Source organism: Chryseosolibacter indicum (assembly GCF_018598585.1).
GTDB lineage: Bacteria > Bacteroidota > Bacteroidia > Cytophagales > Cyclobacteriaceae > Chryseosolibacter > Chryseosolibacter indicus.
The window spans coordinates 140178-165009 of sequence record NZ_JAHESD010000003.1 but is presented as its reverse complement, the minus strand read 5'-3'; the positions used below and the strand labels follow the sequence as shown (position 1 = coordinate 165009).

The 24832-nt window shown below is 40.2% G+C and carries 35 protein-coding genes; 2 read left to right on the top strand and 33 right to left on the bottom strand.

Going from position 1 to position 24832, the window contains the following annotated elements:
• Positions 1-15: 15 nt before the first annotated feature.
• Positions 16-1587 (bottom strand): acyl-CoA carboxylase subunit beta, encoded by a 1572-nt coding sequence (locus tag KK060_RS02455; RefSeq protein WP_254151827.1) that lies wholly within the window; start codon positions 1585-1587, stop codon positions 16-18.
• 72 nt (positions 1588-1659) lie between these two features.
• Here KK060_RS02455 and KK060_RS02450 point away from each other — a divergent pair, with 72 nt between their 5' ends.
• On the top strand, positions 1660-2595 hold the full coding sequence (locus KK060_RS02450; RefSeq protein WP_254151825.1) for a Ppx/GppA phosphatase family protein: 936 nt from the start codon (positions 1660-1662) through the stop codon (positions 2593-2595).
• Here the strand turns inward: KK060_RS02450 and KK060_RS02445 are convergent.
• The 3 genes from KK060_RS02445 to KK060_RS02435 all read right to left on the bottom strand — a co-directional run bounded on the left by KK060_RS02445 (position 2575) and on the right by KK060_RS02435 (position 6812).
• Positions 2575-3090 (bottom strand): YfiR family protein, encoded by a 516-nt coding sequence (locus tag KK060_RS02445; protein WP_254151824.1) that lies wholly within the window; start codon positions 3088-3090, stop codon positions 2575-2577. The genes KK060_RS02450 and KK060_RS02445 overlap by 21 nt on opposite strands.
• A 3-nt stretch (positions 3091-3093) precedes the next feature.
• Entirely contained in the window at positions 3094-5067 is a 1974-nt protein-coding gene (locus KK060_RS02440; RefSeq protein ID WP_254151822.1) for a TonB-dependent receptor plug domain-containing protein, read from the bottom strand.
• Between the two features lie 134 nt (positions 5068-5201).
• Positions 5202-6812, bottom strand: a complete 1611-nt coding sequence (locus KK060_RS02435) for a DUF4139 domain-containing protein (protein ID WP_254151821.1) — start codon at positions 6810-6812, stop codon at positions 5202-5204.
• Between the two features lie 133 nt (positions 6813-6945).
• Here KK060_RS02435 and KK060_RS02430 point away from each other — a divergent pair, with 133 nt between their 5' ends.
• Positions 6946-8022 carry an Ldh family oxidoreductase gene (locus tag KK060_RS02430; protein WP_254151819.1) on the top strand — a complete coding sequence of 359 codons (1077 nt, stop codon included), beginning with the start codon at positions 6946-6948 and terminating at the stop codon, positions 8020-8022.
• On the opposite strand, the gene KK060_RS02425 is transcribed toward KK060_RS02430, so the two are convergent.
• The 29 genes from KK060_RS02425 to rplV form a co-directional block, all read right to left on the bottom strand.
• Positions 8019-8585, bottom strand: a complete 567-nt coding sequence (locus tag KK060_RS02425) for a hypothetical protein (RefSeq protein ID WP_254151818.1) — start codon at positions 8583-8585, stop codon at positions 8019-8021. The genes KK060_RS02430 and KK060_RS02425 overlap by 4 nt on opposite strands.
• Positions 8586-8596: 11 nt before the next feature.
• Complete coding sequence (locus KK060_RS02420) at positions 8597-8890, bottom strand: FtsB family cell division protein (protein ID WP_254151816.1); 294 nt, start codon at positions 8888-8890, stop codon at positions 8597-8599.
• 215 nt (positions 8891-9105) lie between these two features.
• Positions 9106-9678, bottom strand: a complete 573-nt coding sequence (locus tag KK060_RS02415; protein ID WP_254151814.1) for a hypothetical protein — start codon at positions 9676-9678, stop codon at positions 9106-9108.
• Positions 9679-10109: 431 nt separating this feature from the next.
• The gene (gene eno, locus KK060_RS02410; protein ID WP_254151812.1) at positions 10110-11387 is read right to left on the bottom strand and encodes a phosphopyruvate hydratase; all 1278 of its coding nucleotides are present in this window, start codon (positions 11385-11387) and stop codon (positions 10110-10112) included.
• Between the two features lie 44 nt (positions 11388-11431).
• Positions 11432-12526, bottom strand: a complete 1095-nt coding sequence (gene carA / locus KK060_RS02405) for a glutamine-hydrolyzing carbamoyl-phosphate synthase small subunit (protein WP_254151811.1) — start codon at positions 12524-12526, stop codon at positions 11432-11434.
• A 136-nt stretch (positions 12527-12662) separates the two neighbouring features.
• Positions 12663-13193, bottom strand: coding sequence for a 50S ribosomal protein L17 (gene rplQ / locus KK060_RS02400; protein WP_254151809.1), 531 nt, complete (start codon positions 13191-13193; stop codon positions 12663-12665).
• Positions 13194-13199: 6 nt separating this feature from the next.
• A complete protein-coding gene (locus tag KK060_RS02395) occupies positions 13200-14189 on the bottom strand; it encodes a DNA-directed RNA polymerase subunit alpha (RefSeq protein ID WP_254151807.1) in 990 nt (329 codons plus the stop codon).
• Between the two features lie 25 nt (positions 14190-14214).
• Positions 14215-14820, bottom strand: a complete 606-nt coding sequence (gene rpsD, locus KK060_RS02390) for a 30S ribosomal protein S4 (RefSeq protein WP_254151806.1) — start codon at positions 14818-14820, stop codon at positions 14215-14217.
• Positions 14821-14892: 72 nt separating this feature from the next.
• Positions 14893-15291, bottom strand: coding sequence for a 30S ribosomal protein S11 (gene rpsK / locus KK060_RS02385; protein ID WP_254151804.1), 399 nt, complete (start codon positions 15289-15291; stop codon positions 14893-14895).
• A 28-nt stretch (positions 15292-15319) separates the two neighbouring features.
• The gene (gene rpsM / locus KK060_RS02380; RefSeq protein ID WP_254151802.1) at positions 15320-15700 is read right to left on the bottom strand and encodes a 30S ribosomal protein S13; all 381 of its coding nucleotides are present in this window, start codon (positions 15698-15700) and stop codon (positions 15320-15322) included.
• Positions 15701-15706: 6 nt separating this feature from the next.
• The gene (gene ykgO / locus KK060_RS02375; protein ID WP_079690082.1) at positions 15707-15823 is read right to left on the bottom strand and encodes a type B 50S ribosomal protein L36; all 117 of its coding nucleotides are present in this window, start codon (positions 15821-15823) and stop codon (positions 15707-15709) included.
• A gap of 35 nt (positions 15824-15858) precedes the next feature.
• On the bottom strand, positions 15859-16077 hold the full coding sequence (gene infA / locus KK060_RS02370) for a translation initiation factor IF-1 (protein ID WP_254151800.1): 219 nt from the start codon (positions 16075-16077) through the stop codon (positions 15859-15861).
• Positions 16038-16850: a type I methionyl aminopeptidase gene (gene map, locus KK060_RS02365; RefSeq protein ID WP_254151799.1), complete on the bottom strand. Its 813-nt coding sequence runs from the start codon at positions 16848-16850 to the stop codon at positions 16038-16040. The genes infA and map overlap by 40 nt, the downstream gene beginning before the upstream one ends.
• 7 nt (positions 16851-16857) lie before the next feature.
• The gene (gene secY, locus KK060_RS02360) at positions 16858-18183 is read right to left on the bottom strand and encodes a preprotein translocase subunit SecY (protein ID WP_254151797.1); all 1326 of its coding nucleotides are present in this window, start codon (positions 18181-18183) and stop codon (positions 16858-16860) included.
• Positions 18183-18629, bottom strand: a complete 447-nt coding sequence (gene rplO, locus KK060_RS02355; protein ID WP_254151795.1) for a 50S ribosomal protein L15 — start codon at positions 18627-18629, stop codon at positions 18183-18185. Before rplO ends, secY begins: the two co-directional genes overlap by 1 nt.
• A 1-nt stretch (position 18630) precedes the next feature.
• Complete coding sequence (rpmD, locus tag KK060_RS02350) at positions 18631-18810, bottom strand: 50S ribosomal protein L30 (protein WP_254151793.1); 180 nt, start codon at positions 18808-18810, stop codon at positions 18631-18633.
• 5 nt (positions 18811-18815) lie between these two features.
• The gene (rpsE, locus tag KK060_RS02345; RefSeq protein WP_254151792.1) at positions 18816-19334 is read right to left on the bottom strand and encodes a 30S ribosomal protein S5; all 519 of its coding nucleotides are present in this window, start codon (positions 19332-19334) and stop codon (positions 18816-18818) included.
• 21 nt (positions 19335-19355) lie between these two features.
• The gene (gene rplR, locus KK060_RS02340) at positions 19356-19703 is read right to left on the bottom strand and encodes a 50S ribosomal protein L18 (RefSeq protein WP_254151791.1); all 348 of its coding nucleotides are present in this window, start codon (positions 19701-19703) and stop codon (positions 19356-19358) included.
• A 59-nt stretch (positions 19704-19762) separates the two neighbouring features.
• Entirely contained in the window at positions 19763-20317 is a 555-nt protein-coding gene (gene rplF, locus KK060_RS02335) for a 50S ribosomal protein L6 (protein ID WP_254151790.1), read from the bottom strand.
• 11 nt (positions 20318-20328) lie between these two features.
• A complete protein-coding gene (rpsH, locus tag KK060_RS02330) occupies positions 20329-20727 on the bottom strand; it encodes a 30S ribosomal protein S8 (protein WP_254151789.1) in 399 nt (132 codons plus the stop codon).
• 231 nt (positions 20728-20958) lie between these two features.
• Positions 20959-21228 (bottom strand): 30S ribosomal protein S14, encoded by a 270-nt coding sequence (gene rpsN / locus KK060_RS02325; RefSeq protein WP_254151788.1) that lies wholly within the window; start codon positions 21226-21228, stop codon positions 20959-20961.
• A 1-nt stretch (position 21229) separates the two neighbouring features.
• Positions 21230-21787, bottom strand: a complete 558-nt coding sequence (rplE, locus tag KK060_RS02320; protein WP_254151787.1) for a 50S ribosomal protein L5 — start codon at positions 21785-21787, stop codon at positions 21230-21232.
• Positions 21787-22128 (bottom strand): 50S ribosomal protein L24, encoded by a 342-nt coding sequence (rplX, locus tag KK060_RS02315; RefSeq protein WP_254151786.1) that lies wholly within the window; start codon positions 22126-22128, stop codon positions 21787-21789. The genes rplE and rplX overlap by 1 nt, the downstream gene beginning before the upstream one ends.
• A gap of 3 nt (positions 22129-22131) precedes the next feature.
• A complete protein-coding gene (gene rplN, locus KK060_RS02310) occupies positions 22132-22500 on the bottom strand; it encodes a 50S ribosomal protein L14 (protein ID WP_254151785.1) in 369 nt (122 codons plus the stop codon).
• Positions 22501-22609: 109 nt separating this feature from the next.
• Positions 22610-22864 carry a 30S ribosomal protein S17 gene (rpsQ, locus tag KK060_RS02305; RefSeq protein WP_254151784.1) on the bottom strand — a complete coding sequence of 85 codons (255 nt, stop codon included), beginning with the start codon at positions 22862-22864 and terminating at the stop codon, positions 22610-22612.
• 5 nt (positions 22865-22869) lie between these two features.
• Entirely contained in the window at positions 22870-23064 is a 195-nt protein-coding gene (gene rpmC, locus KK060_RS02300; protein WP_254151783.1) for a 50S ribosomal protein L29, read from the bottom strand.
• A gap of 6 nt (positions 23065-23070) precedes the next feature.
• Positions 23071-23493, bottom strand: a complete 423-nt coding sequence (rplP, locus tag KK060_RS02295; protein ID WP_254151782.1) for a 50S ribosomal protein L16 — start codon at positions 23491-23493, stop codon at positions 23071-23073.
• Between the two features lie 51 nt (positions 23494-23544).
• Complete coding sequence (rpsC, locus tag KK060_RS02290) at positions 23545-24357, bottom strand: 30S ribosomal protein S3 (RefSeq protein ID WP_254151781.1); 813 nt, start codon at positions 24355-24357, stop codon at positions 23545-23547.
• Positions 24358-24359: 2 nt separating this feature from the next.
• On the bottom strand, positions 24360-24830 hold the full coding sequence (rplV, locus tag KK060_RS02285) for a 50S ribosomal protein L22 (protein WP_302179988.1): 471 nt from the start codon (positions 24828-24830) through the stop codon (positions 24360-24362).
• Between the last annotated feature and the right edge of the window lie 2 nt (positions 24831-24832).

Genomic DNA, 24832 nt, shown 5'->3' with positions numbered 1-24832 from the left:
TGGTTATAGAACGTTTTATAAAGGCATATTACCGTGTTTCTTCCTTGGCAGCTTCGCTGCTTTATTCTCTAACATAGCAAAAGCACGGATAAGCTTTGCCCTTGTCTCTTCAGGGTATATTACTTCATCGATATAACCGCGGTGTGCTGCACGGTATGGATTAGCAAACTTCTGGGTATACTCATCAACTTTTTCATTGAGCTTTTCCTGCGGATTTTGTGCTTCAGCAATCTCCTTTTTAAAGATGATTTCGGCAGCACCTTTAGCTCCCATTACTGCAATTTCTGCAGTAGGCCATGCATAATTTAAATCTGCGCCGATGTGTTTGGAATTCATTACATCGTAAGCGCCACCATAAGCCTTCCTTGTGATAACAGTAATGCGAGGCACTGTAGCTTCAGAGAAAGCATAGAGCAGTTTTGCACCGTTGGTTATAATGGCATTCCACTCCTGGTCTGTACCTGGCAAGAAGCCTGGAACGTCTTCAAAAACAAGTAAGGGTACATTGAAGCAATCGCAGAACCTCACGAACCTAGCGCCTTTTATGCTTGAATGAATATCTAAAACCCCTGCGAGAGAAGCAGGCTGGTTTCCAACAATACCGATGCTTCTGCCTCCTATGCGAGCGAAACCTACCACAATATTTTCAGCAAAGTTTTTATGTACTTCAAAGAAGCTTCCTTCATCTACCACCCCATGGATAACATCACGCATATCATAGGGTTGATTTGGATTAGCCGGAATGATATCGTTTAATGCTGGTCTAAGTTCATCGCCGGGTGTGTAGCTAAGCTTTGGTGCCGGGTCTTCGCAATTCTGAGGGACGTAGCTAAGCAATGTTTTAATCTGCTGAATACATTCTGCTTCATTAACACAAGCAAAATGTGTAACACCACTTTTTGTGCTATGTGTTGTTGCCCCCCCTAATTCTTCTGCAGTTACATTTTCATGTGTTACAGTTTTTACGACGTTAGGTCCTGTAACAAACATAAAAGATGTATTCTCGACCATGAAGATGAAATCCGTTATTGCCGGTGAGTATACCGCACCTCCGGCGCATGGACCCATTATTGCGGAGATCTGAGGAATAACACCAGAGGCAAGTGTGTTTCTATAGAAGATATCAGCATAGCCGCCGAGGGAAACTACACCCTCCTGGATTCTGGCTCCTCCTGAATCGTTTAATCCTATTATAGGCGCTCCGTTCTTGAGGGCAAGATCCATGATCTTAACAATCTTCTCGGCATGTGTTTCTGACAATGATCCACCAAAGACAGTAAAATCCTGAGAGAAAACATAAACGAGCCTACCATTGATCGTACCGTACCCTGTTACAACACCATCGCCCAGGTAGTATTCCTTATCCAGGCCGAAGTCTTTACTTCTGTGCATTACAAACTTTCCCAGTTCCTCGAAAGAGCCTTCATCCAGCAAGAGATGAATTCTTTCACGTGCAGATAATTTCCCTTTCTTATGTTGTTGTTCAATTCTTTGTTCGCCTCCGCCTAATAGCGCTTCTTTATTTTTTCTGTCCAGCTCAGCAAATTTTTCCTGAAGCACGGGATCGTTTGGTTTTTTCTTGGCCATCTTGTTGTTAAGTGCAAGCGTAATAAATAATACTTGTGCGAAATATAGTATTAAATTCGCACGGCTTAAACGATGAAGGACAAGATTGCAATTATAGATATGGGAACCAATACTTTTCACCTGCTTATTGCGCAGCGGGAAAGTGACCAGTTTAACATTATTTACCGTGACCGCCTTGCTGTAAAGATTGGTATGGGAGGCATCAATGACGGCTACATCACTGAAGGCGGCATTCACCGCGCTTTGCTTGCCATGCAGAGCTTTAAGAACATTATGAAAGAGCATGGTGTACAAGAAGCTTTTGCCTTTGGCACAAGTGCAATGAGAAATGCGAAGAACGGCGAGGAAGTAGTTAAGCGAATCAAAGACCTTACAGGCATTAAAGTTAATGTTATCTCCGGGGATGAAGAGGCGTATTACATTTATATGGGAGTAAAAGCCGCGCTCGGCTTAGGTGATGACCGCGCTTTGATTGTAGATATAGGGGGAGGAAGCGTAGAATTTATAATCGCAAATCAGGATCGGATATCCTGGAAACAGAGCTTTGAAATAGGTGCGCAGCGACTGCTTGAAAGGTTTCAGAAACATGATCCTATTCTTCAGGAAGAAATACTGGAGTTGAATGCTTACTTCGATAAATCCCTACAGCCTTTATTCACAGCGATGGAAGAATTTAAGCCACAGGTTCTGGTAGGCTCTTCAGGAACATTTGATACACTCAGCGATATTTTCTGTATTAAACATGATATACACAAAACTGCAGAAGAGGTTGAAACCCCATTGACCCTTGAAGGATTTTATGATATCTACCGGGAACTCCTTACCAAGAAACGTGAAGACAGAATGAAGATACCCGGCATGATTGAGATGCGGGTAGATATGATTGTAGTAGCCTGTTGCCTGGTGAATTATCTTTTTGACAAGTTTATCTTTAACAGAATACGGGTTTCAACTTACTCGTTAAAAGAAGGTGTGTTAGCTCATGTCTCACAAGGTAGCATTCGCTAGGCCGACAAGGTTTTTAGATACCTTTATCTGCCGCTTCTCCAACTCGCCGTTATTAATATCATACCTTAGGGTATTATCGTCCATAACCACAAAACTAAACCCGGCACCTTTTCTAAAAAGACCTTCGCGTTCTGCTATAACCATAGTTGGTTTTCCCTGGGTGGTTTTAAGAATATCGCTTAAGGAACCACTTTTCCCATCTGCCAGTACTATTATGTGCGGCGTGCCTATATCGATTAAGTTCTCAGTAAGTGTAACTTTTATTGTGGCTCCGTTAATGTTCTTTCCTGTGGATTGTTTTATGAGTTCATCAAAAAGCTTTGACTTGCCGAATACAGTAATCTGGAACTCGGTGCCATGAGCAGGCCAGGTTGAGTATTTCGCAATGTTGATGATGAAAAGACTATGAACCTGGTAGTTGGTTGTTTGAGCATCGGCAAAGAATGAACCGAAGGTAAATGCTATTGCACTTATAACTGATCTAATTCGATTCATGGGCTATTTCTTAAAATTAAGTTGATATGATAGTTTCAGAACAAACTCACGGCTTCTTCCTGGCACTGGTGCATAATCTCCGTTATAGCCTTGAGGAAAAGAGGGCTTCTCATTAAACAAATCATAAACCCCAACTCCTGCAGTAAACCCTTTATAGATCTCTTTAAAATTCAAAAACACGTTAGCAAGGAAGTAAGGATCAAGCTTTGTAATGACATCAGGTGCTGTATAGGCATATCGCTTACCTACACCTATAAAGGTTGGATTAAGCGAGATGCTCTTGTTAATGTAGAAGTTAGTGTTCAACGTAAATTTATGAGATGTCATGGCAAGATACTGATCTCGTAGGCCGGGTATTTCGTAAGGATCGGCGTCACTGCTTTTTCCTGCTCTGCTGAAAGAGTACGTTAGATTTGTATACCAATTACTCTTACGAACACTGTAAACCATTTCAACACCATAAGAACCTGACTTGGGATAGTTTTTGTAAACATCATCAGAAACCAGGTAAACAATTACATCTTTCGTGCGAAGACTAAAAACGTTAACTGCAAGGAGCATTTCCGGTGTAAATTGATAACCTATTTCTGTTTCAAACACCTGAGACTGTTCAGGTTTAATCTTCCCTTCATACGCCAGGTTGATATTCTCAATAGAAGGTGCTCTGAAGGACTGGCTATATAATATCTTGAAGTGCAAGTTCTCAATTTTCTTTGTTAATGCTACCCGTGGTACAAACGCATCTCCGTAAGCATTGTTACGTTCGTATCTAAAGCCAAGTGTTGCGTTTACCAAACGGTGCTTAAGCAGAGATTGAGCAAAGAACCCAACGTTATTGAACGAAACCTTGTTAGCTCCGAAGTAATCGGATTTTAAAAGATCAGTAGCTTTGTCTTGAAAGTATAACCCACCGAAATTGATATTCACCTTTCTGGATAAATCATAAACAAAAGATAAAGAGCCGTAATAGCGTTCAGCTCTTACCTTGAGGTAATCTTCATCTGCTTCGTAAACGGTACCATCAACATCAGTAAATGTATCGAAATATCCATATTGAAAAGGGATCTGATTATAATACTTTAATTGGGGGGTAATCAATAACTTTTTGCTCGCTTTGTAATCGTACTTGACGTCAACAGCATAATTTCTGAAGTTGACATACGTGAAGGGATCACTGGTTTTAAACTCATCATACATTCCCCTTATTTGAAAGCCTTTAGCCTTGAGTCCGACGTTTAAATTCATTGGGTCGGAATCTGCAACATTGGCAAGGGAACTCAGGGTTGTATCGCCATTGAAATCTGTGAATGGCCTGTCGCTGACAATTCCCTTTCCCTTAAAAAAGGATAAATCCCAGGAGATGTTATCCTTTTTTTGAGCAACAGACACGCCACCGTTAATACGGCCAATATTATTGCTATGAAACCCTGACACACCAAAAACGTGTACACCATTTAGCTTATCCGCAGCTTTGGTGATTATATTAATTACACCATACTCTGCAGAGCCACCATAAATTGCAGACCCGGGTCCACGTATGATCTCAATTCGCTCTATGGCATCGACGGGGAATCTGTTACCAAGTGCCACGCCCTGATAAAGCAGCTCATTGAATGGCTGGCCATCCATCATTACAAGAACCTTACCTTCGTTGGCCCAACTTCCTCGTAAGCCCATACCCAATACAAACTGAAGGTCTTGTGCTATTTCGAAACCAGGCACCAGTCGTAAAATATCAATGATATCACGAGCGCCAGCGTTTTGAATTTCCTCTGCTGTGATGAGGCTGATAATGCCGGGTGTTTCGCGGGTAGTTAGCGCTTTTGCAGATGAGACCGTTAAATTCTGGTTTAGCACTTTTTGAAGTTCCGATTCCTGGGTATAGGCGCTCATGTTCAGCAAAGAATCAAGATCTTGTGCAGCTACAGAAAAGGAAATAAAAAATAGAATAACAACCCTTATTAAGGTAGTTGACATAACTAGTGGGTTAGAAAAAACTGTTGAAGATAATAATAAAATCTCCAACAGAATATTCTTAAACACCAGACGTATGATTTTTACAAAAAAAAGAATAACGAGGACAAGTAACTATGCCCTTCCCTATTTCTTAATTATAACCCTGAAATGGTAATATCTTTCGGATACTTTAATTCAAATTTATACACCATCTTTTTTGTTTCGCCTGGCTGGATGTTAAACTCCCATGTTAGTTTACCATTGTCTTTGCTATACTTTGCATTGGCAGTATCAATAACACTTACTTCAATCTGGCTATTCTGCGACACAGGGATCTGATCTTCAACAACGAGTTGTATAGCTTCGCCTTTATTGTTTCTAACAGAGATTTCGTAAGCATATGCTTCTCGTTGGTTAGAGCCTATTAATTTTTTAGATGTGTAATCCTGAAGCTTTTCTCTCTTTACAGTGATTCGTTTATCTCTTCCCATAGAAACGGCTAGGGTGTCTTTAATCTGGTTAGGATCGATAAAAGTTTTTCCCACGAAAGTGCCTTCAAAGAACACATTTGCTTCACCTGGAAGAAGGCTGTATTCTTCCCAACCGAGAATCTTAGCCATAAGAAATGCATCGCTATCTAATTTTGGTGCAACGGCGTACTGATAGTTTGCTTTGAGATCATGCTTCCTGATATCTACCAGTGTGGGCTTATTGGAAGATGTTATGGTATAAGGTAGACTGATATTGAATTCTGTGTTTACAGAAGTTTGAACTGTTGTAACATGTTCTGCCAAACTTGCTGCAGGGGCGGCCATTACTTCTTCTTCTGTTACCTCCATATCAGCTTCTGCTTTCTTCATCATGCTAACTCCCCGGGCTCTTCCTTTTAATTGTCGTACTACAGGATTGTATACATCTACATACCATGCATTAAGTTCCGGCTTTAAGCCTCCTTGTGATGGATTGGCTGTAGAGAGTTTGAGTTTTACATTCTTCCATTCTTCGCCGGTAGCCTGGTAGACATTAGCTTTATAATTTAACTGCACAGGTGATTTTGTATTTACAGCGCGCAGATCATAAACAGGATACCAGCCAGCATTTTGTACAACGTAGTTAAGTTCTAAGTCTACATTGGTTTGTTGCTCTGCTGATACGCTTACTACAATTTCACCTGTATTGCGTGAGAAGAGATCACGCTCTTCATTTACCTGGCGTTGTAGTTTTGCTCGTGTTTCATTTAACTTCTTAAGTTTCTCGTCTACTTTAATTTTTGCAGTGAGAATATCTGTGAGCCTAGCCTTATAAAAATCCATCATTGCTTTAAGTTCAGCTACGGTAAGGTTTTGATTAGCCCCTCCTATTTTCTGATTGCTTGACAAAAGTTGTTCTTCCTTTGTGAGTATTTCCTTCTGGTTGTTTTCCATGATGAGCTGTTTCTCAACATAATCCAACGAGTCTTTTAAGCGCTGCAATGAAGGTGGATAATTGAATTCGTTTATAAAATTCTGTTGATGTGTAATGCCAATTAAGATAAAGTTTCCTTTTCCTGATACCTGAATGCTTTGTGGATCGAGTTGTGAAGTAACACCGGTAACTACAATATTTGTTTTACCAGCTTCTACACGTGTTTTAACTTCACGCGTTATCTGTGCCTTATTTAGGAATACAGTAACGTTAGTGATCTTCGAATCAACTTTCCTTTCCTGTTGGGCAGAAAGGGATAGTGAAGTGAATAGCAGTAAAATCAACAAAGGCGAATTTTTCATAATGATTAATAATAATGATTTTATATGGAATAGATGCGAAAAAGTTAGGATTCCATAAACTAAACCTGAATTTCGTTTGCTTAATGCAAACGCAATACCACACTTTCAGTTACTTTTGGGTTTTACATGTGCTATGGATAAAGTATTTGAACTACAACGCTTAAAGGATTTTACCTATAAGATATTCAAGAAGATCGGGTGCCCTGAAGAGCAGGCCGTTTTAGCCACGGACGTACTGCTAAATGCTGATTTAAGAGGAATAGACTCGCATGGAATTGCGCGATTATCTGGCTATGTAAGACTTTGGGAGGCGAAACGTGTTAATGCAAATCCGAAGGTTAAAATTGTACATGAATCCCCCAGTACCGCAGTAGTTGACGGCGATGGTGGATTAGGTTTAGTAGTGGCACCACAAGCAATGGAGATAGCGATAAAGAAGGCTTCGGTGGCAGGGACGGGATGGGTTGCAGTGAAGAATTCAAATCATTTTGGAATAGCCGGGCATCATGCCATGATGGCTTTAGAACATGATATGATCGGCCTTTCCATGACAAACGCAAGTCCTCTTGTAGCCCCAACTTTTTCCGTAGAAAGGTTACTTGCAACCAACCCGATAGCTATAGCCATACCTGCTGACAAACAACCTCCGTTTGTTGCCGACTTTGCTACTACGACCGCAGCGAATGGAAAACTTGAAATACTACAACGGAAGAATAAAGATGCTCCTGAGGGGTGGATTCAGAAAAAAGATGGCAGCGCTTCTACTAACCCACATGAATTGAAAGAAGGCGGAGCGTTAATACCACTGGGTAGTGACAGGGAGCATGGAAGTCATAAAGGTTTTTGCCTTGGAGCGTGGGTTGATATTTTTTCGGCTGTACTGTCAGGTGCAAATTATGGCCCGTGGGTCCCTCCCTTTGTTGCATTTCTGGCGCCACCGGCAGACCCAGTAGGTGAAGGGATAGGTCATTTCTTTGGTGCGATGCGCATTGATGCATTTCGTCCTGCCCAGGAATTTAAAATACATATGGATAACTGGATTACCCGATTCAGGTCTGCAAAGACTGTTGAAGGCGAGGAAAAGTTAATCATTCCCGGAGATCCGGAGAGGGAAATGAGTATCGAAAGAAAGAAAAGTGGTATTCCTTTAAATCCAAAAGTAGTTGATGATCTTACAGAACTGGCAGGAAGGTTTAATGTCGAATTTTAAAAACCAAAGTTGCCAATATTAACGCCAGCTCTTAACACAAGCGGACTATCGTAAGGAAGATATTCGCCCGCAGGTGGATTTTTATAAGAAAAGTTATACAACGCCATCAGGTAGAAACCTACGTTCGGCCCAAGAGGTTGAATAAAGCCACCGCCGGCGAGGAAGCTATTAAAGGTTTTACGTGTGTTTTCTCCAATGGATGAGGTTGGGAATTCGTAGTTCAGGTATTCGTATTCTGCCTGAACAAATATGTTCTTATAAACTGTAAATCGCGCAAAAGGACCTACACCGTAATCGTTAAGCTTTATAGAAGGACGATAGTATTTATAATTTGTATATCTATAGCTAATATTTGCTCCTGCCATTAACCTTTCGGTAAGTCTGTAACCAACTACTGGTGAAACAGAAATAAAATCCTGTACATTACTAAACCCTAAACCAAGCCCACCACCGAAAACTATTCGATCTTTAAAAGGAGTTCCTTTCAGGCTATTTTCTTCTCCTTGACCAAACGCATTGGAGACTACAACGAGCAAGAAAAGAAGGGAAGCTATTCTGATCATACGATTACTTATTATTCTTCTTCAACTATAACGTATATATCTTCTGATTCTTTTTTCATCAGGTATTTTTCGCGAGCGAATTTCTCGACGGATTCCTTATCGCCAAAGAGTTCGTCTCTATCCTTCTCAACTTCTTTAATTTTATTCTGATAGTATTCTTTCTCATCTTCAAGATTATTCAACTTCGCACCTAACTGATACCTTGCGATAAGGTTGTTAGAATCAAGAACCAACATCCAAATAAGAAAGATGGCTATACTAACCACATAAAAGTTTCGGAAGACCTTAGGAAGTTTTTTGAACATAGCTTAAAAAATGGTTACGAAAGTAAAAAACTTGTTCCGGCTATTTACTAGAACGAAGATAAACAGAAGAAGTTTCTTAAAATAGCTTAAGAAGGATATTAAATTCCTGGTTTAACCTCCCAAGAACGTAGTAACCTTCGTGCAAAATTAAGACAAAAATTATGTTTCTAACAGTTATTGGTAACTCAAAGACAACCAGGACTTATCCTTTATCCTTAGGGATTAGATAAGGTAATTTGCTTCTGCGCCTTATTCCATGAATGATCCTCAATAATTGCTTTTACCGTAAAAGCAGGTTTTAGCGTGAGTGTTTCCGCTGCAGTGAAGACAAATTCATCCATGCCCCTTCTAACAGCCATAGCAGATGTTAGGAGCGAACCTTGTTCATCACAGACAATGATTCGAACCTTGTGTACGGCAAAATGTTTCTTGAACACCTTTATTTTAATTGTATCGCCTGCCTTGCCCTTGAATTTACTGGTATTGATGTCTCTGATCTCGCTCTTGCTCATATAATCTTTAATTACTGCAGTATAGGCATTGGGAAGCTTTAGCTTCTTTGCTTTCTGGAGGTAATAAGCTTTCTTCTGCGGATCTGTTAAGATATGTTTAGCATAAACAGATGCAGCTTTGAATTTTAACCGGTTCTCCCGTTGTTTTTCGCTTTGTTTACCAGTGAATTTCGGAGCACGGCTTAAAATGGTTTTGCCACGCACTTGTTTAAGCACAAGTTTGCCTATAGACCCACTAAAGCCTTTAACCATAGAGTTTGTTCGTAGTACTGCCATAAATGTCTTTTTTTAGAGCAATATGATACAGGCCTTTGACAAGTAGTGTCAAAAAGTATTCTACAAGGCGATAATTTATAGTTAAAACAGAGATAAGGTAAGGGCTAGATATGGATTAGCAAGTAGATTTCTCCACTCTAGGTGCTCTTGTGGTGGTCTCCAGGTGCTCCTTGCCAAGCAATGAGATAATGAAATTTAAAACTGAATTTCTGCCCGACAAGGGCTAGTGAGACGGTATATACGATACGAAAAATACCACAGATTGGACAGCTATTTTAGGGAAAATACTTTAGGGGAGCTTTTTACGCCTGCTTATCCTTAGAGAACACTATAAGCGAAAGTCGATTGAATATTAAGGTTTTGGTTCTTGAAAAAGTAAAGAGGCTGCCTTTTTTGAGGCAACCTCTCTTAGTTATATATCGACTGCTCGATTAAAACTTTCTGCCTGGGAAGTAAGCTACTTCACCAAGTTCTTCTTCAATTCTTATTAATTGATTGTACTTGGCCATTCTATCAGAACGAGAAGCAGAACCTGTTTTAATTTGACCTGTATTTAATGCTACAGCAAGATCAGCAATGGTGCTATCTTCTGTTTCACCAGAGCGGTGAGACATTACGCTCTTATATGCATTGCGTTTTGCTAAGTTTACAGCATTGATTGTTTCTGTTAACGATCCTATCTGGTTAACCTTAACAAGAATTGAATTAGCTACGCCTTTATCAATACCTTCCTGTAAACGCGTTACGTTAGTAACAAATAAATCGTCACCGACTAACTGCACTTTCTTACCTATTTTATCGGTAAGTTTTTTCCATCCATTCCAATCATCTTCAGCCATACCATCTTCAATAGAGATGATAGGGTATTTGCTAGCCCATGTAGCCCAGTAGTCAACCATTTCATCAGAGCTGATTGTTTTACCTGATGATTTCTTAAATGTATATGAGTTACTTGCAGCATCATAGAATTCAGATGTTGCCGCATCCATGGCAATGAATACATCTTCACCTGCTTTGAAGCCTGCTTTTTCGATAGCAATCAATACAACTTCGATCGCTTCTTCATTTGAAGCGATGTTAGGAGCAAAACCACCTTCGTCGCCAACGTTAGTAGAGAGATGTTTATCATGAAGAACTTTTTTCAGTGTATGGAAGATCTCAGTTCCCATACGAAGAGATTCAGAGAACGTATCTGCTTTTACAGGCATTACCATGAATTCCTGAAAGTCGATTTTATTATCTGCATGGCTTCCTCCGTTAAGGATGTTCATCATCGGAACAGGAAGTGTATTTGCATTTACACCACCGATGTAACGATACAACGGAAGGCCTGCATCCATCGCTGCAGCTTTAGCAACTGCAAGGGATGTTCCAAGAATAGCATTAGCACCTAGATTTCCTTTATTAGGAGTACCATCCAACTCTAGCATGATCTTGTCTATAAGGTTTTGATCATACACAGAGAATCCAACAATTCCTTCAGCAATTTTCGTATTTACGTTTTCAACTGCTTTCAGAACACCTTTACCTACGAATCTCTTTTTATCGTTATCGCGAAGTTCAACTGCCTCATGCGTACCCGTTGAAGCACCTGATGGAACAGCAGCACGGCCAAAGGCACCGCTTTCAGTAACAACATCAACTTCAACAGTAGGATTACCACGGCTATCAAGAATCTGGCGTGCGTGGATGCTTTCAATTAAGCTCATAATATTTGATTTATTTATGAATGGTTTAAAGGATGATTTTTTGTTTATTTCTTCACAGCGGCCATCATCTCAAGGAAATTATCAAAGAGATAGTTTGAGTCGTGAGGACCAGGTGATGCTTCAGGGTGATACTGAACAGAGAACGCGTTTTTATTCTTAAGTCTGATACCCATGATGGTGTTATCGTTCAGATGCAAATGCGTAACCTCTACATTAGGATTCTTTTCGATCTCCTTCTCGCTTACTGCAAATCCATGGTTTTGCGATGTCATTTCACCTTTACCCGTAATAAGGTTCTTAACCGGGTGGTTGAGCCCTCTATGACCGTGGTGCATCTTGTATGTAGAAAGCCCGCAAGACAATGCAAGCAATTGGTGTCCAAGACATATTCCGAATACAGGAGTGTCTGAATCTACAACCTGTTTCACAGTTTTAATGGCATAGTCCATTACAGAAGGATCGCCAGGTCCGTTGGAGATAAAATAGCCATCGGGATTCCACGCAGCCATTTCAGCCTGTGATGTTTTAGCGGGGAATACTTTGATGTAACACCCCCTCTTCGCCAAGTTTCTGAGGATATTATTCTTAATACCTAAGTCGAGGGCGGCAACCTTAAACTTTGCGTTTGGCTCACCAATAAAGTAAGGCTCTTTTGTACTTACTATTGAGGACAATTCAAGTCCATCCATTGATGGCACCTTCTTTATCTCATCCCTCATCTGATCAGGAGTAAGTTCAGAAGATATCAGCGCATTCATAGCACCCTTGTTTCTGATGTAGCGAACGAGCATGCGCGTGTCTACTTCCGCGATGCCAACCACTCCGTTTCGTTCAAGATAGTTCTGAAGGCTTTCTTTGGCCTCTTTCCTACTGAATTGCTCAGCGAAATCATTTACTACAACGCCAGCGATTTTGGTATTACCAGATTCCTGTTCATCGTCAAGAGCGCCGTAATTTCCAATGTGAGCTGTTGTATTAACAATGATTTGTCCATAATAGGAGGGATCTGTGTAGATCTCCTGGTACCCGGTCATGCCGGTATTGAAACAAATTTCTCCGCCTGTTGTACCAATTTTCCCAATCGCTGTCCCTTCTACAAGCAGGCCGTCTTCTAGAAGCAGGTAGGCTTTCTTATGCATAATTAGTTACAAAAATAAATCTTGTGAAACATTTTCATAGACATCTACCCATTAAAGTATCTATGTAATAAGCTGAACATAAAAAAAGGGATTGAAGTTAAACTCCAATCCCTTCTTTGTATAAATATCTGAAACACTATTCTTTCTCTTTTTTAGCCCTAGTTTTCTTTGGCTTAGCTTCTGCTTGAGTTTCTGTAGCTTCCTGTGTGCCTTCAGCAGCAGGACCTTCAGTAGTTTCTTTCTTCTTCTTAGCGCGACTTCTTCTTGTTGTCGCTTTTTTAGCAACACCGTCTTTAGTATAAAGCGTGTTAAAGTCAACTAGTTCCATGAGGCACATCTCAGCATTGTCACCCTGACGTGTGTCAGCAAGTTTTACAATGCGTGTATATCCACCTGGGCGTTCAGCAATCTTTGAAGCAACTTCTCCAAACAAAGTCTTCACAGATTCTTTGTTTCCAAGGTAGGAAAATACTACCCTTCTAGAGTGTGTTGTATCTTCTTTAGATTTTGTTAACAATGGCTCAACATATTTTCTCAATGCTTTTGCCTTTGCTACAGTAGTTGTAATTCTCTTATTAAGAATAAGTGAAGAGGCGAGGTTAGAAAGCAGCGCTTGTCTGTGAGCTGTTTTCCTTCCTAAATGATTTACTTTCTTCCCGTGTCTCATGATTAATTAATCTTCATCAAGTTTATACTTCGCGAGATCCATACCGAAGGTAAGGTTTTTCTCAGCTACCAGTTGTTCCAATTCAGCAAGTGATTTCTTTCCGAAGTTTCTAAACTTCATCATATCCGAAATTTCAAGCTGTACAAGATCACCTAATGTTTTAACGTCAGCAGCTTTTAAGCAGTTATAAGCGCGTACTGATAAGTCAAGATCGTGAAGCGGAGTTTTCAACAGCTTGCGCATGTGAAGCATCTCTTCATCAACTTGTTCGATTTCAGCATCCTTACCTGTTTCGAGCTCGATAGACTTATCTGAGAATAATCTGAAGTGCTGAATAAGGATATGAGCAGCGCCTTCTAAAGCTTTCTCAGGATGGATAGAACCATCAGTTTCAATATCTATTAATAACTTTTCGTAGTCAGTCTTTTGCTCAACACGGGTGTTCTCAACGCTGTATTTCACGTTTTTGATTGGCGTGAAAATGGCGTCAATAGGAATAAATCCAAAGACTTGTTCAGCTGGTTTATTCTCTTCCGCAGGAAGGTATCCTCTACCCTTTTCAAGGGTTAGTTCTACTTCAAACTGGGCAGCCTCGTCAATATTACAGATTACGTGATCAGGATTTAATATCTCAAATGCTGATGTAAACTTTGCAATATCTCCAGCCTTGAACTGCTTTTGTTTCTTGATAGTTACTGTAATCTTATTATCAAAATTATCAGCAATCTTCTTGAAGCGAACCATTTTAAGGTTGAGAATAATCTCAGCAACATCTTCGACAACACCTTCTATTGTAGAAAATTCATGCAACACACCAGGAATTTTAATACCTGTAATTGCATAACCTTCCAGCGAAGATAACAGAATTCTTCTCAGTGCATTACCAATAGTAACTCCGTATCCTTTTTCCAGCGGCTTGAATGTAAAAAGTCCATGAAAATCATCGGACTTTTCCATTACAACCTTCTCTGGCATTTGAAATGCTAATATTGACATAATGTTGTGTTGATTAACTTTAAAATTACTTAGAATACAATTCAACGATCAATTGCTCGCTGATGTTTTCCGGGATATCCTCGCGAGGAGGCAGGTTGATAATTTTTCCAACCATTTCGTTGTTATCCCATTCTAACCAATTGTATTTTTTTGCGCCCTGAATTGAAAGTGTATTAGTAATCACCTCCAATGATTTAGAACGCTCACGCACGCCTACAAGATCGCCAGGCTTCAGCGTAAACGAAGGAATATTTACAGTTTCCCCGTTTACTTGAATATGCTTATGCAATACAAGTTGCCTTGCTGCTCTTCTGGTAGGAGCAATACCTAAACGATATACAGTATTATCTAATCTGGCTTCAAGAAGTTGTAAAAGAACTTCACCGGTTTTACCCTTCTTACGTGACGCTTCACTAAATACTTTAGCAAATTGTCTTTCTAATAATCCGTAGATATATTTTGCCTTTTGCTTTTCGTTAAGCTGCGTAGCATATTCAGATTGCTTACGCTTCTTTCCGCGACCATGCTGACCAGGAGCATAGTTCTTTTTCTGCAAAGCCTTATTGTCACCTAAAATAGGCTCGTTAAATCTTCTTGAAATTCTGACCCTTGGGCCTGTGTATCTTGCCATGATTATATTATTTCAGATTTCAGATTCTAAATCTCAATTTACGTTAAGACTTGAACTAGAAATTTTAACTTATTATACTCTTCTTTTCTTTGGAGGTCTGCATCCATTATGCGGAAGCGGAGTAACATCGCGAATTGCAGTTACTTCAATTCCTGCACCTTGAATAGTACGGATTGCAGATTCACGACCAGCACCTGGACCTTTAACAAAGACTTCAACTTTTCTCAATCCTAGCTCATACGCCTTTGTAGCACACTCCTGCGCGGCTGTTTGAGCAGCATAAGGTGTGTTTTTCTTAGAACCTTTAAATCCCATTTTACCAGCCGACGCCCAGGAAATTACTTGTCCTGTTGTGTTAGTCAACGAAATGATGATGTTATTGAAGGTAGCCTGGATATGAGCCTGACCAACAGCCTCAACGTTTACTACTCTTTTTTTTGCTTTATCTTTTCTCTTATCAGCAGTCGCCATTATTGAAAAGTTTACCTCTTTATATCAATTAACCTTTAGTTGCCTTTTTCTTGTTGGCTACAGTCTTACGCTTACCTTTACGAGTACGCGCATTGTTTTTCGTAGTTTGTCCACGCACAGGTAATCCTTTGCGATGACGTAGACCACGATAACATCCAATATCCATTAAGCGCTTGATACTTAACTGAATCTCAGACTTAAGAACACCTTCAATTCTGAATTGTTCCGCAATAATTGCCCTGATAGCATTTGACTCATCGTCATTCCATTCCTTAACCTTTTTGTCCCAATCTACATTGGCTTGGCTAAGAATTTTTTGGGCTGACTTGCGGCCAATACCAAAAATATAGGTGAGGCTGATTTCACCTCTTTTATTATCAGGAATATCTACACCAGCGATACGTGCCATAGTCTGTTAACCTTGTCTTTGTTTATATCTTGGATTTTTCTTGTTAATCACATACAACTTGCCCTTGCGTCTGATAATCTTACAGTCCGCGCTGCGCTTCTTTATGGATGCTTTAACTTTCATTTTCTTTTAATTTGTTGAGACAACGAAGTCCCTATCTATTTATATCTGAATACAATTCTTCCTTTTGTTAAATCGTAAGGTGACATCTCCAACCTTACTCTATCTCCCGGCAAAATACGAATATAGTTCATGCGCATCTTACCAGAAATATGGGCCAGCACCTCATGGCCATTTTCCAGAGTTACCCGAAACATTGCATTTGACAATGCTTCACTTATAGTTCCATCTTGCTCAATTGACCTTTGTTTCGCCACTTATAGCTATAATTTTCTTCTATGTACTCGTGTGTTGTTAATATTTCCGTCCTGTCTTTGTGAATGGCCACCATATGCTCAAAATGGGCAGAAGGCTTCTTGTCCGCTGTGCGGATCGTCCATCCATCACGTTCCTGAACAACACTTTTGGTTCCTTGATTAATCATTGGTTCAATCGCGAATACCATTCCAGGAACTATCTTTATTCCTTTACCTCGCTTACCGTAGTTTGGAACCTCAGGATCTTCATGAAGCTTCTTTCCAACACCATGACCTACAAGTTCCCTCACTACTCCGTATCCAAAGCTTTCTACATAGTTTTGGATTGCGAAAGCAACATCTCCTATTCTGTTACCCGCTTTAGCTTGAGCAATGCCTAAGTAAAGCGAATCATAAGTTCTTTCCAAGAGCAGCAGCGCCTCCTTCTTTACACCCTCTAATGGATAGGTATATGCAGAGTCACTATGGTATCCCTTAAACTGAACACCGCAATCAATAGAAATGATATCGCCTTCTTTTAGTTCATAACTCCCTGGGAATCCATGCACTACTACCTCATTTACTGAGATGCATAATGACGCTGGAAAGCCACGATAATTTTTAAAAGAAGGAATTCCTCCATTATCCCGGATAAACTCCTCTGCTAACTTATCCAGTGTAATTGTCTTTACACCTGGTTGAATTCTTTTAGCAATCTCTCCATGTGCCTTCCCTAATAACTGGGACGACTCACGAATAATTACTAACTCTTCTTCCGTTTTTAAGTTAATCATTCAGCTTTTAGGCCGCAGCAAATTGAGAACGTCCTTTTACTCTACCTGACTTCATCATGCCCTCGTAATGTCTCATCAGTAAATAACTTTCTATCTGTTGAAGGGTGTCAAGAATAACACCAACCATAATTAATAGAGAAGTACCACCGTAGAATTGAGCGAAGTTCTGCCCAATTCCTGCTTTCACAGCAAACGAGGGCAGAATTGCAATGATTGCCAGAAACAGTGCACCTGGCAATGTTATTCTAGACAATACAGTATCTATAAATTCTGCAGTCTGCTTTCCTGGTTTTACACCTGGAACGAAACCACCGTTTCTTTTCAAATTATCAGCGATATCATTAGAGTTAATTGTAATCGCTGTATAAAAGAATGTAAAGATCAAGATCAATGATGCAAACACAAGGCTGTACTGCCATGAATAAGGATCAGAAAATGTTGACCCGATATAAGCACCTGCTTCAGTATCTCTCCAAAGCCCAGCTAACAATACAGGTATAAACATTAAAGCCTGAGCGAAGATGATCGGCATAACACCAGCTGAATTTAACTTCAATGGTATGAAATCGCGCTTACCACCATAAAGCTTGTTACCTATTACCTGTTTTGCATACTGAATAGGAATTCTGCGTGTCGCCTGAGTAAGCATAATAACCCCCATTACCACAGCAAACAATACAATCAATTCAATAATAAATAACAGTGCACCATTCATTCCACGGTTGTTAACTGCTTCATCGTAAACAGCCAAAGGAAGTCTAGAAACAATACCGATCATGATAAGTACTGAAATACCATTACCAATACCTTTATCGGTGATACGCTCACCTAACCACATACAAAACATTGTTCCGGCTATAAGCGTAGTGATTGATGAGAAAAAGAAGAAGAAACCCGGATCAATAATAGCACCAGCGTCGATAGTTCCGCGGATGTAAGCATATCCCTGGAAGCCGGTAATAAATATTGTTAGTACCCTAGTTATCTGATTAAGACGTTTACGCCCTGACTCACCTTCTTTTTGAAGTTTCTGAAAATAAGGAACTGCAAAAGTTAACAGCTGAACAATAATTGATGCAGAGATATAAGGCATTATACCCAATGCAAAAACCGAAGCACGGCTGAATGATCCGCCTAAGAATGTATTTAACAAGCCTAGAATACCTTCCGTAGCTCCGCCACCTGCTAAGCTAGGGTGGGTAGGATCTACACCTGGAAGAACAATATAAGATCCTAATCTGAAGACGATTAAGAATCCTATTGTATTGAGGATTCTTACACGAAGATCTTCGATTGAGAAAATGTTCCTTATGGTCTGAAAGAAACGCTTCATTATTTCACGATTGTAGCTGATCCGCCAGCGGTTTCAATTGCTTTTGTTGCAGTAGCTGAAAACGCATGAGCTTCAACGCTGATTTTTGACTTTAACTCTCCTCTTCCTAAAACTTTAACTTTATCGTTTTTACCAACGATTCCGTTCTCAATTAAAAACTGAAGGCTTATGTTTCCTCCACTATTTTTAGCAGCTAAAGTTTCTAATGCGTCTAAATTAACCGCTTTATAATATACTTTATTATTATTCTTAAAACCAAATTTAGGGACACGTCTCTGTAGTGGCATCTGACCGCCTTCAAAACCAGGCTTTGCGTGATAACCCGACCTTGATTGAGCACCCTTGTGACCACGACCTGCAGTTGAACCTCCAGATCCCTGACCACGTCCAAGTCTTTTATTTGTTCTTACCGAACCTTCTGCAGGTTTTAGTGTATGTAATTTCATTTTAAAGTTCTTTTACAGTGATCAAATGATTTACCTTTCTGATCATACCAGCAATCTGAGGAGTTAACTCAACCTCAACTGACCTATTAATCTTACCTAAGCCCAACGCTTTAATGGTACGGATCTGGGTATCAGGTCTCTTTATTGTGCTTCTGGTTTGTGTTATCTGTACTTTAGCCATGGAATTTACCCGTTAAAAACTTTAGACAAAGCCACTCCTCTATTTCTTGCTATACTATAAGCATCTCTCATTCCTGTTAAAGCTTTAAAAGTAGCTTTCACAACGTTATGAGGATTTGATGAGCCTTTAGACTTAGCTAGTACGTTATGAACTCCAGCACTTTCTAATACTGCGCGCATCGCACCACCGGCGATTACACCAGTACCAGGAGAAGCAGGCTTCAACAATACTAGTCCACCACCGAACTTACCGATAGACTCATGGGGCACGGTTCCTTTAATAATGGGAACTTTCACCAAGTGCTTTTTCGCATCGTCGATTCCTTTAGTGATTGCATCAGTTACCTCGTTGGCTTTACCAAGACCATAACCTACAACGCCATTGCCATCGCCTACAACTACTATGGCAGCAAAACTGAATCTGCGACCACCCTTTACCACCTTAGCAACACGTTCTATAGCAACGACTCTTTCTTTTAAGTCGATTTCACTAGCTTTTACTGTGCTGATATTGCTTACAGACATATTTTAAATTTCTCTTATTCTTTAGAATTTTAAACCACCTTCTCTGGCACCTTCAGCAAACGCTTTCACATTGCCATGATAGAGGTAACCATTACGATCAAAGACAATTGACTGAACACCTGCAGCAATGGCCTTTTCAGCTATTTTTTTACCTGTGTCTTTAGCATTCTCCTGATTGAGATTTTTCTTTCCTAACTCAATAGTAGAAGCCGCAACAATTGTTACTTGCTTTACATCGTCAATAACTTGCGCATAGATGCCAGTGTTACTTCTAAAGATTGACAATCTTGGTCTCTCTGTTGTTCCACTGATTTTCTTCCGGATACCGGACTTAATTCTAGCGCGTCTTTCTCTATTCTTGCCTGCCATAGGTCTATCTTAATCTATGATGCTTTTAATGCCCTTACGGACTTTTATCACTTATTTTATTATTTAGCAGCAGCCTTACCAGCTTTTCTACGAACAAATTCACCAACGAAGCGAATACCTTTTCCTTTGTAAGGTTCAACTTTACGAAGTGACTTTATCTTTGCTGCTACCTGACCAATCAACTGCTTATCGTTACCTTCCAAAGAAATTGTTGGATTACCCCCCTTTTCCTGGGTAGCTGTAACCTTAATTTCAGATGGAATTGCAACGAAAACGTTATGTGAATATCCTAAGCTAAGTTCAAGCACGTTTGATTGGGCGGTTGCTTTATAACCAACACCGATCAATTCCATATTTGTCTTATACCCTTTAGATACGCCTTCGATCATGTTTGCGATCAACGCTCTGTATAATCCATGCATTGACTTGTGACGCTTTTGATCTGTAGGTCTTTCGACCAATATTGAGCCATCTTCCTGCTTCGTAATCTTAAAGTCAGGGTCAATATCTTGATGTAATTCACCTTTTGGGCCTTTAACACTCACTTTGTTATTAGCAAAATTGAATGTAACTCCTGAGGGTATTGTTATCGCTTTTTTACCTATACGTGACATGGCTTATCGGATTAGTAAACGTAACACAAAACTTCACCACCAACATTCATATTCCTAGCTTCCTTGTCGGTGATAACACCTCGGGAAGTTGAAAGAATGGCTACTCCTAATCCATTCATTACGCGCGGCATTGTTGATGCGCTCGCATACTGTCTAAGACCAGGTGTACTTACCCGCTCAAGGCTTGTAATCGCTGATTCTCTTGTTTCAGGATTGTACTTCAAGGCAATCTTTATACTGCCCTGGTTATTTTGTGTATCCTCAAACTTGTAGTTAAGGATATAACCTTTATCAAATAACACTTTGGTTATCTCTTTCTTAAGGTTGGAAGCAGGGATCTCCACCACGCGGTGGTTGGCCTTTATGGCATTCCGCAACCGGGTTAAGTAGTCTGCTATAGGATCAGTCATTTTCTTATTCCTTTATTTAAAAAGCAAGCCCGTGTTTTTTTAAAACCGGGCTGCAAAGATATCGAACAATTTTAATTATTCAAACTGTTATCTGGTTTCCTATTGAAAATCTTCAAATCGGACCTTGATACTCAGCAACCAATATTTCTTGATTCAGATGCTAGATTTCAGCAAAGAACGCTGCTTCCAATTGCCCGTAACTCCGCGACCCGAAGTTCGTAGCTATCAGGATTACCAGCTAGCTTTAGTTAAACCAGGGATTTTGCCGTCAGAGGCCATTTCCCGGAATATGTTACGGCATACACCGAACTTACCCATATATCCTCTTGGACGACCTGTAAGTTTACAACGGTTCTTTAGACGAACCGGCGAAGCGTTACGAGGAAGTTTATCCAGACCGATATAATCACCAGCTTCTTTCAAAGCCTTTCTTTTCGCTGCTTTTACAGCTACAAGCTTTTCTCTTTTTGCCTGTCTAGCTATTACAGATAATTTAGCCATGTTATGATGATTGTTTATTTGCAAATGGCATCCCTAGTTCTTTCAGGAGCTCATAGCTTTCTTCGTCAGTTTTAGCAGTAGTAACAAAGGTAATATCCATACCGCTAATTTTGTTAACCTTATCAATTGAGATCTCAGGAAATATGATTTGCTCTTTTACGCCAAGCGTATAATTTCCATGACCATCAAATCCTTTTGCACTTACACCACGGAAGTCACGAACACGCGGCAAAGCGATATTCATAAGTCTATCCATGAATTCGTACATTCTGTCTCCGCGCAGGGTCACACGCACACCAATTGGCATGTTTTCTCTTAACTTAAAGTTAGAGATAGCCTTCTTAGAGCGAGTAGCGACAGCTTTCTGACCAGTGATGTTAGTGATTTCCTCAACTGCTACATCGATCAGTTTTTTATCTGTTACAGCTATACCCATACCTTTATTAATGCAGATCTTCTCGATCTTAGGTACCTGCATAACAGATTTGTAATTGAATTTCTGCTTTAGAGCAGGGACAATTTCTTTTGAGTATTTGTCCTTTAATCTTGGAGTTGCCATTACTTAATAAATTCTCCGGTTTTCTTTGAATATCGCTGAAGCTTACTTTTATCGTTAAGCTTTCTTCCAACTCTTGTAGTCTTACCACTAGCAGGATCAACTAACATCAGGTTGCTCACATGGATAGGAGCCTCTACCTTTTTAATCCCACCTTCAGGTTTGCCAGCAGAAGGCTTTTCATGCTTTGTGTGAATATTTACTCCTTCTACAACAGCACGTCTTTTATCAAGGATAACATCAAGAACTTTTCCTTCTTTACCCTTATCATCACCAGCGATTACTTTTACAGTATCACCTTTTTTGATATGCAGCTTAGGCTGCTTAGTGTTTTTTTTCTGCATGGCTTAAATAACTTCAGGGGCCAATGATACAATTTTCATAAACTGCTTTTCTCTTAGCTCACGAGCAACTGGTCCAAAAATACGAGTACCGCGAGGCTCATCCTGTGCATTTAAAAGTACAGCAGCATTATCTTCAAAACGGATGTATGATCCGTCTTTTCTTCTAACTTCTTTTACGGTTCTAACAACCACAGCTTTGGAAACAGTTCCTTTCTTAACCTGGCTTGTTGGCAAAGCAGACTTAACAGTAACAACTATTTTGTCGCCTACAGATGCATAACCTTTACGGGTACCACCTAGTACGTGCATACAAAGCACTTCTTTCGCGCCACTATTATCGGCTACAGTAAGTCTGGTTTCGGTGCGTATCATATTCTTTAAATCTTATCTCGTTTGCCTTTATTATCAACCTTCTGCTTTTTGCTTTGTGCCTCTGCCCTTTCGAAGCAAAAAGCTTAAAGCTGAAAGCATAAAGCAATTCTTATTTTGCTTTTTCTACTATCTCAACAAGTCTCCAACGCTTGTCCTTGCTCAAAGGACGTGTTTCCATAATACGTACGGTATCGCCAATACCCGCGGTATTATTCTCGTCATGAGCCTTGAACGTTGTAGTTCTGTTAACAAATTTTCCGTAGATCGGGTGTTTTACCTTTCTGTCAACAGCAACAGTGATTGTCTTCTGCATTTTGTTGCTTATTACTTTCCCGACTCTTTCTTTACGTTCGTTCCTTTCCATAGGAATTATTTTTGAAGTTCTTTCGATCTTAGTTCTGTGCTTAATTTAGCGATCAACTTACGTGTTGAATTGATGCGCATAGGATTTTCAATAGAAGATATTCTATGTGCAAACTTTAACTTGCGCAATGCTTCTTTTTCGCTGCTGATCTTGTCTTTTAACTCGGCTACGCTCAGAGCCTTGATTTCAGAATTCTTCATGACTTTTTATGATTCTACGTAGTCTCTTCTTACTGTGAATTTTGTTTTAATCGGCAACTTACCTTCTGCAAGACCTAATGCTTCTTTTGCAGTTGCTAAGTTTACACCACCTGCTTCAAAAAGGATCGTTCCTGGCTTGATAACAGCTACCCAGTATTCTGGAGCACCTTTGCCTTTACCCATCCTTACTTCAGCAGGCTTACGTGTTACAGGTTTATCAGGGAATATTCTAATCCAAACCTGACCCTCACGTTTCATAGCACGTGTTACAGCGATACGAGCTGCTTCTAATTGACGTGCTGTTATCCATCCGCCTTCTAATGCTTTTAATGCGAAAGATCCAAAGGCAATTGAATGCCCGCGAGTAGCCATACCTTTTACACGGCCCTTTTGTGTCTTTCTAAATTTGGTTCGTTTCGGCTGTAACATTGTTACGTTTATTTTATAATTAAGACGTCGAGGACGTCCTTACTAATTCAATTATCTGTTTCCACCACGATTATCGCCACGACCTCTTCCTCCGCCGTCGCCCCCGCGTCTTCCGCCATCACGGCCACCTCTGTTGCGCCCGCCACCTCTCTCGTTTCTTCCTTCGCGTTGGTTTCCACCACCTTGACCTCCTTGAGAAGAATTGCCAGTTGCGCCTACATTTGGTGAAAGATCACGTTTTCCATAAACCTCACCTTTGAAGATCCACACTTTGATACCGATTTTACCGTATACTGTTTGTGCTTCAGATATTGCATAATCGATATCTGCACGAAGTGTGTGCAATGGAATACGACCTTCTTTATATTGTTCAGTTCTAGCCATATCAGCACCAGCTAGACGGCCTGAAACTTTCACTTTGATACCTTCAGCACCTACACGCATTGCTGAAGCAATTGCCTGCTTCATAGCGCGCTTGTAAGAGATACGAGCTTCAATTTGCTGAGCAATAGATTCACCAACTAATTTTGCGTCGAGCTCTGGGCGCTTTATTTCGAAGATATTGATCTGAACATCCTTACCAGTGATCTTCTTCAATTCTTCTTTAATCTTATCAACTTCGTTACCACCTTTTCCAATCACAACACCGGGACGAGCAGTGTGAATGGTGAGCGTAATACGCTTTAAGGTCCTTTCGATAACTACTTTAGCAATGCCGCCTTTTGGAATACGTGCATAAACGTATTCTCTGATTTTATGATCTTCAACAAGCTTATCTGAGAAGGTGTTTCCTCCGTACCAGTTAGAATCCCAACCGCGTACGATGCCTAATCTTAAGCCTACAGGATTAATTTTTTGTCCCATTATTATTCCTTAGTTTCTTGTTCTGTTACTACTTCTGCACCAATTTTATTTAAGCTGTCGATGATCAGCGTTACGTGATTAGAACGCTTTCTGATACGGTGCGCTCTTCCCTGAGGTGCTGGTCTTAATCTTTTTAACTGACGACCACCATCTACCCAAATATCTTTTACGTAAAGATCAGCTTCCTCTAATTTAGCATCCTGGTTTTTATTTCCCCAGTTAGCAATAGCTGAGAGCAGAAGCTTCTCAAGCTTAGGTGAACCAATTTTTGGCTCGTACTTCAAAATATTGAGTGCCTTGTTAACACGCTCACCTCTGATAAGGTCAGCAACAAGTCTCATTTTACGAGGCGATGAAGGAACGTTTACCAATTTGGCAAGAACAGGACCTGTTTTTGCCGCCTCTTTTTTAGCATCGCGTCTTTCTCTCTTTAAGACTGACTTTTTAGTCTTTTTCGCTGTAGCTTCTGCCATGA

Bases quoted from the DNA above. Each gene is read 5' to 3' on its own strand.
- secY (WP_254151797.1), bottom strand. From the start codon at position 18,183: ATGAAGCGTTTCTTTCAGACCATAAGGAACATTTTCTCAATCGAAGAT.
- rpmD (WP_254151793.1), bottom strand. From the start codon at position 18,810: ATGGCTAAAGTACAGATAACACAAACCAGAAGCACAATAAAGAGACCT.
- KK060_RS02425 (WP_254151818.1), bottom strand. From the start codon at position 8,585: ATGATCAGAATAGCTTCCCTTCTTTTCTTGCTCGTTGTAGTCTCCAAT.
- rpsC (WP_254151781.1), bottom strand. From the start codon at position 24,357: ATGGGACAAAAAATTAATCCTGTAGGCTTAAGATTAGGCATCGTACGC.
- map (WP_254151799.1), bottom strand. From the start codon at position 16,850: ATGATTAACTTAAAAACGGAAGAAGAGTTAGTAATTATTCGTGAGTCG.
- rplN (WP_254151785.1), bottom strand. From the start codon at position 22,500: ATGATACGCACCGAAACCAGACTTACTGTAGCCGATAATAGTGGCGCG.
- rpmC (WP_254151783.1), bottom strand. From the start codon at position 23,064: ATGAAGAATTCTGAAATCAAGGCTCTGAGCGTAGCCGAGTTAAAAGAC.
- rplX (WP_254151786.1), bottom strand. From the start codon at position 22,128: ATGCAGAAAAAAAACACTAAGCAGCCTAAGCTGCATATCAAAAAAGGT.
- rpsM (WP_254151802.1), bottom strand. From the start codon at position 15,700: ATGGCACGTATCGCTGGTGTAGATATTCCTGATAATAAAAGAGGTGAA.
- rpsH (WP_254151789.1), bottom strand. From the start codon at position 20,727: ATGACTGATCCTATAGCAGACTACTTAACCCGGTTGCGGAATGCCATA.
- rplR (WP_254151791.1), bottom strand. From the start codon at position 19,703: ATGGCAGGCAAGAATAGAGAAAGACGCGCTAGAATTAAGTCCGGTATC.
- rplF (WP_254151790.1), bottom strand. From the start codon at position 20,317: ATGTCACGTATAGGTAAAAAAGCGATAACAATACCCTCAGGAGTTACA.
- KK060_RS02395 (WP_254151807.1), bottom strand. From the start codon at position 14,189: ATGTCAATATTAGCATTTCAAATGCCAGAGAAGGTTGTAATGGAAAAG.
- KK060_RS02420 (WP_254151816.1), bottom strand. From the start codon at position 8,890: ATGTTCAAAAAACTTCCTAAGGTCTTCCGAAACTTTTATGTGGTTAGT.
- eno (WP_254151812.1), bottom strand. From the start codon at position 11,387: ATGAGCTTAATTGAAAGCATCCACGCACGCCAGATTCTTGATAGCCGT.
- KK060_RS02455 (WP_254151827.1), bottom strand. From the start codon at position 1,587: ATGGCCAAGAAAAAACCAAACGATCCCGTGCTTCAGGAAAAATTTGCT.
- rpsE (WP_254151792.1), bottom strand. From the start codon at position 19,334: ATGTCTGTAAGCAATATCAGCACAGTAAAAGCTAGTGAAATCGACTTA.
- rplQ (WP_254151809.1), bottom strand. From the start codon at position 13,193: ATGAGACACGGGAAGAAAGTAAATCATTTAGGAAGGAAAACAGCTCAC.
- KK060_RS02445 (WP_254151824.1), bottom strand. From the start codon at position 3,090: ATGAATCGAATTAGATCAGTTATAAGTGCAATAGCATTTACCTTCGGT.
- KK060_RS02430 (WP_254151819.1), top strand. From the start codon at position 6,946: ATGGATAAAGTATTTGAACTACAACGCTTAAAGGATTTTACCTATAAG.
- rpsK (WP_254151804.1), bottom strand. From the start codon at position 15,291: ATGGCGACTGCTGATAAGAGAAAAGATAAAGCAAAAAAAAGAGTAGTA.
- rpsD (WP_254151806.1), bottom strand. From the start codon at position 14,820: ATGGCAAGATACACAGGCCCAAGGGTCAGAATTTCAAGAAGATTTAAC.
- KK060_RS02435 (WP_254151821.1), bottom strand. From the start codon at position 6,812: ATGAAAAATTCGCCTTTGTTGATTTTACTGCTATTCACTTCACTATCC.
- KK060_RS02415 (WP_254151814.1), bottom strand. From the start codon at position 9,678: ATGGCAGTACTACGAACAAACTCTATGGTTAAAGGCTTTAGTGGGTCT.
- rplV (WP_302179988.1), bottom strand. From the start codon at position 24,830: ATGGCAGAAGCTACAGCGAAAAAGACTAAAAAGTCAGTCTTAAAGAGA.
- rpsN (WP_254151788.1), bottom strand. From the start codon at position 21,228: ATGGCTAAATTATCTGTAATAGCTAGACAGGCAAAAAGAGAAAAGCTT.
- rplP (WP_254151782.1), bottom strand. From the start codon at position 23,493: ATGTTACAGCCGAAACGAACCAAATTTAGAAAGACACAAAAGGGCCGT.
- ykgO (WP_079690082.1), bottom strand. From the start codon at position 15,823: ATGAAAGTTAAAGCATCCATAAAGAAGCGCAGCGCGGACTGTAAGATT.
- rplE (WP_254151787.1), bottom strand. From the start codon at position 21,787: ATGGCAACTCCAAGATTAAAGGACAAATACTCAAAAGAAATTGTCCCT.
- carA (WP_254151811.1), bottom strand. From the start codon at position 12,526: ATGCATAAGAAAGCCTACCTGCTTCTAGAAGACGGCCTGCTTGTAGAA.
- KK060_RS02440 (WP_254151822.1), bottom strand. From the start codon at position 5,067: ATGTCAACTACCTTAATAAGGGTTGTTATTCTATTTTTTATTTCCTTT.
- rplO (WP_254151795.1), bottom strand. From the start codon at position 18,629: ATGAAATTACATACACTAAAACCTGCAGAAGGTTCGGTAAGAACAAAT.
- KK060_RS02450 (WP_254151825.1), top strand. From the start codon at position 1,660: ATGAAGGACAAGATTGCAATTATAGATATGGGAACCAATACTTTTCAC.
- rpsQ (WP_254151784.1), bottom strand. From the start codon at position 22,864: ATGGAAAGGAACGAACGTAAAGAAAGAGTCGGGAAAGTAATAAGCAAC.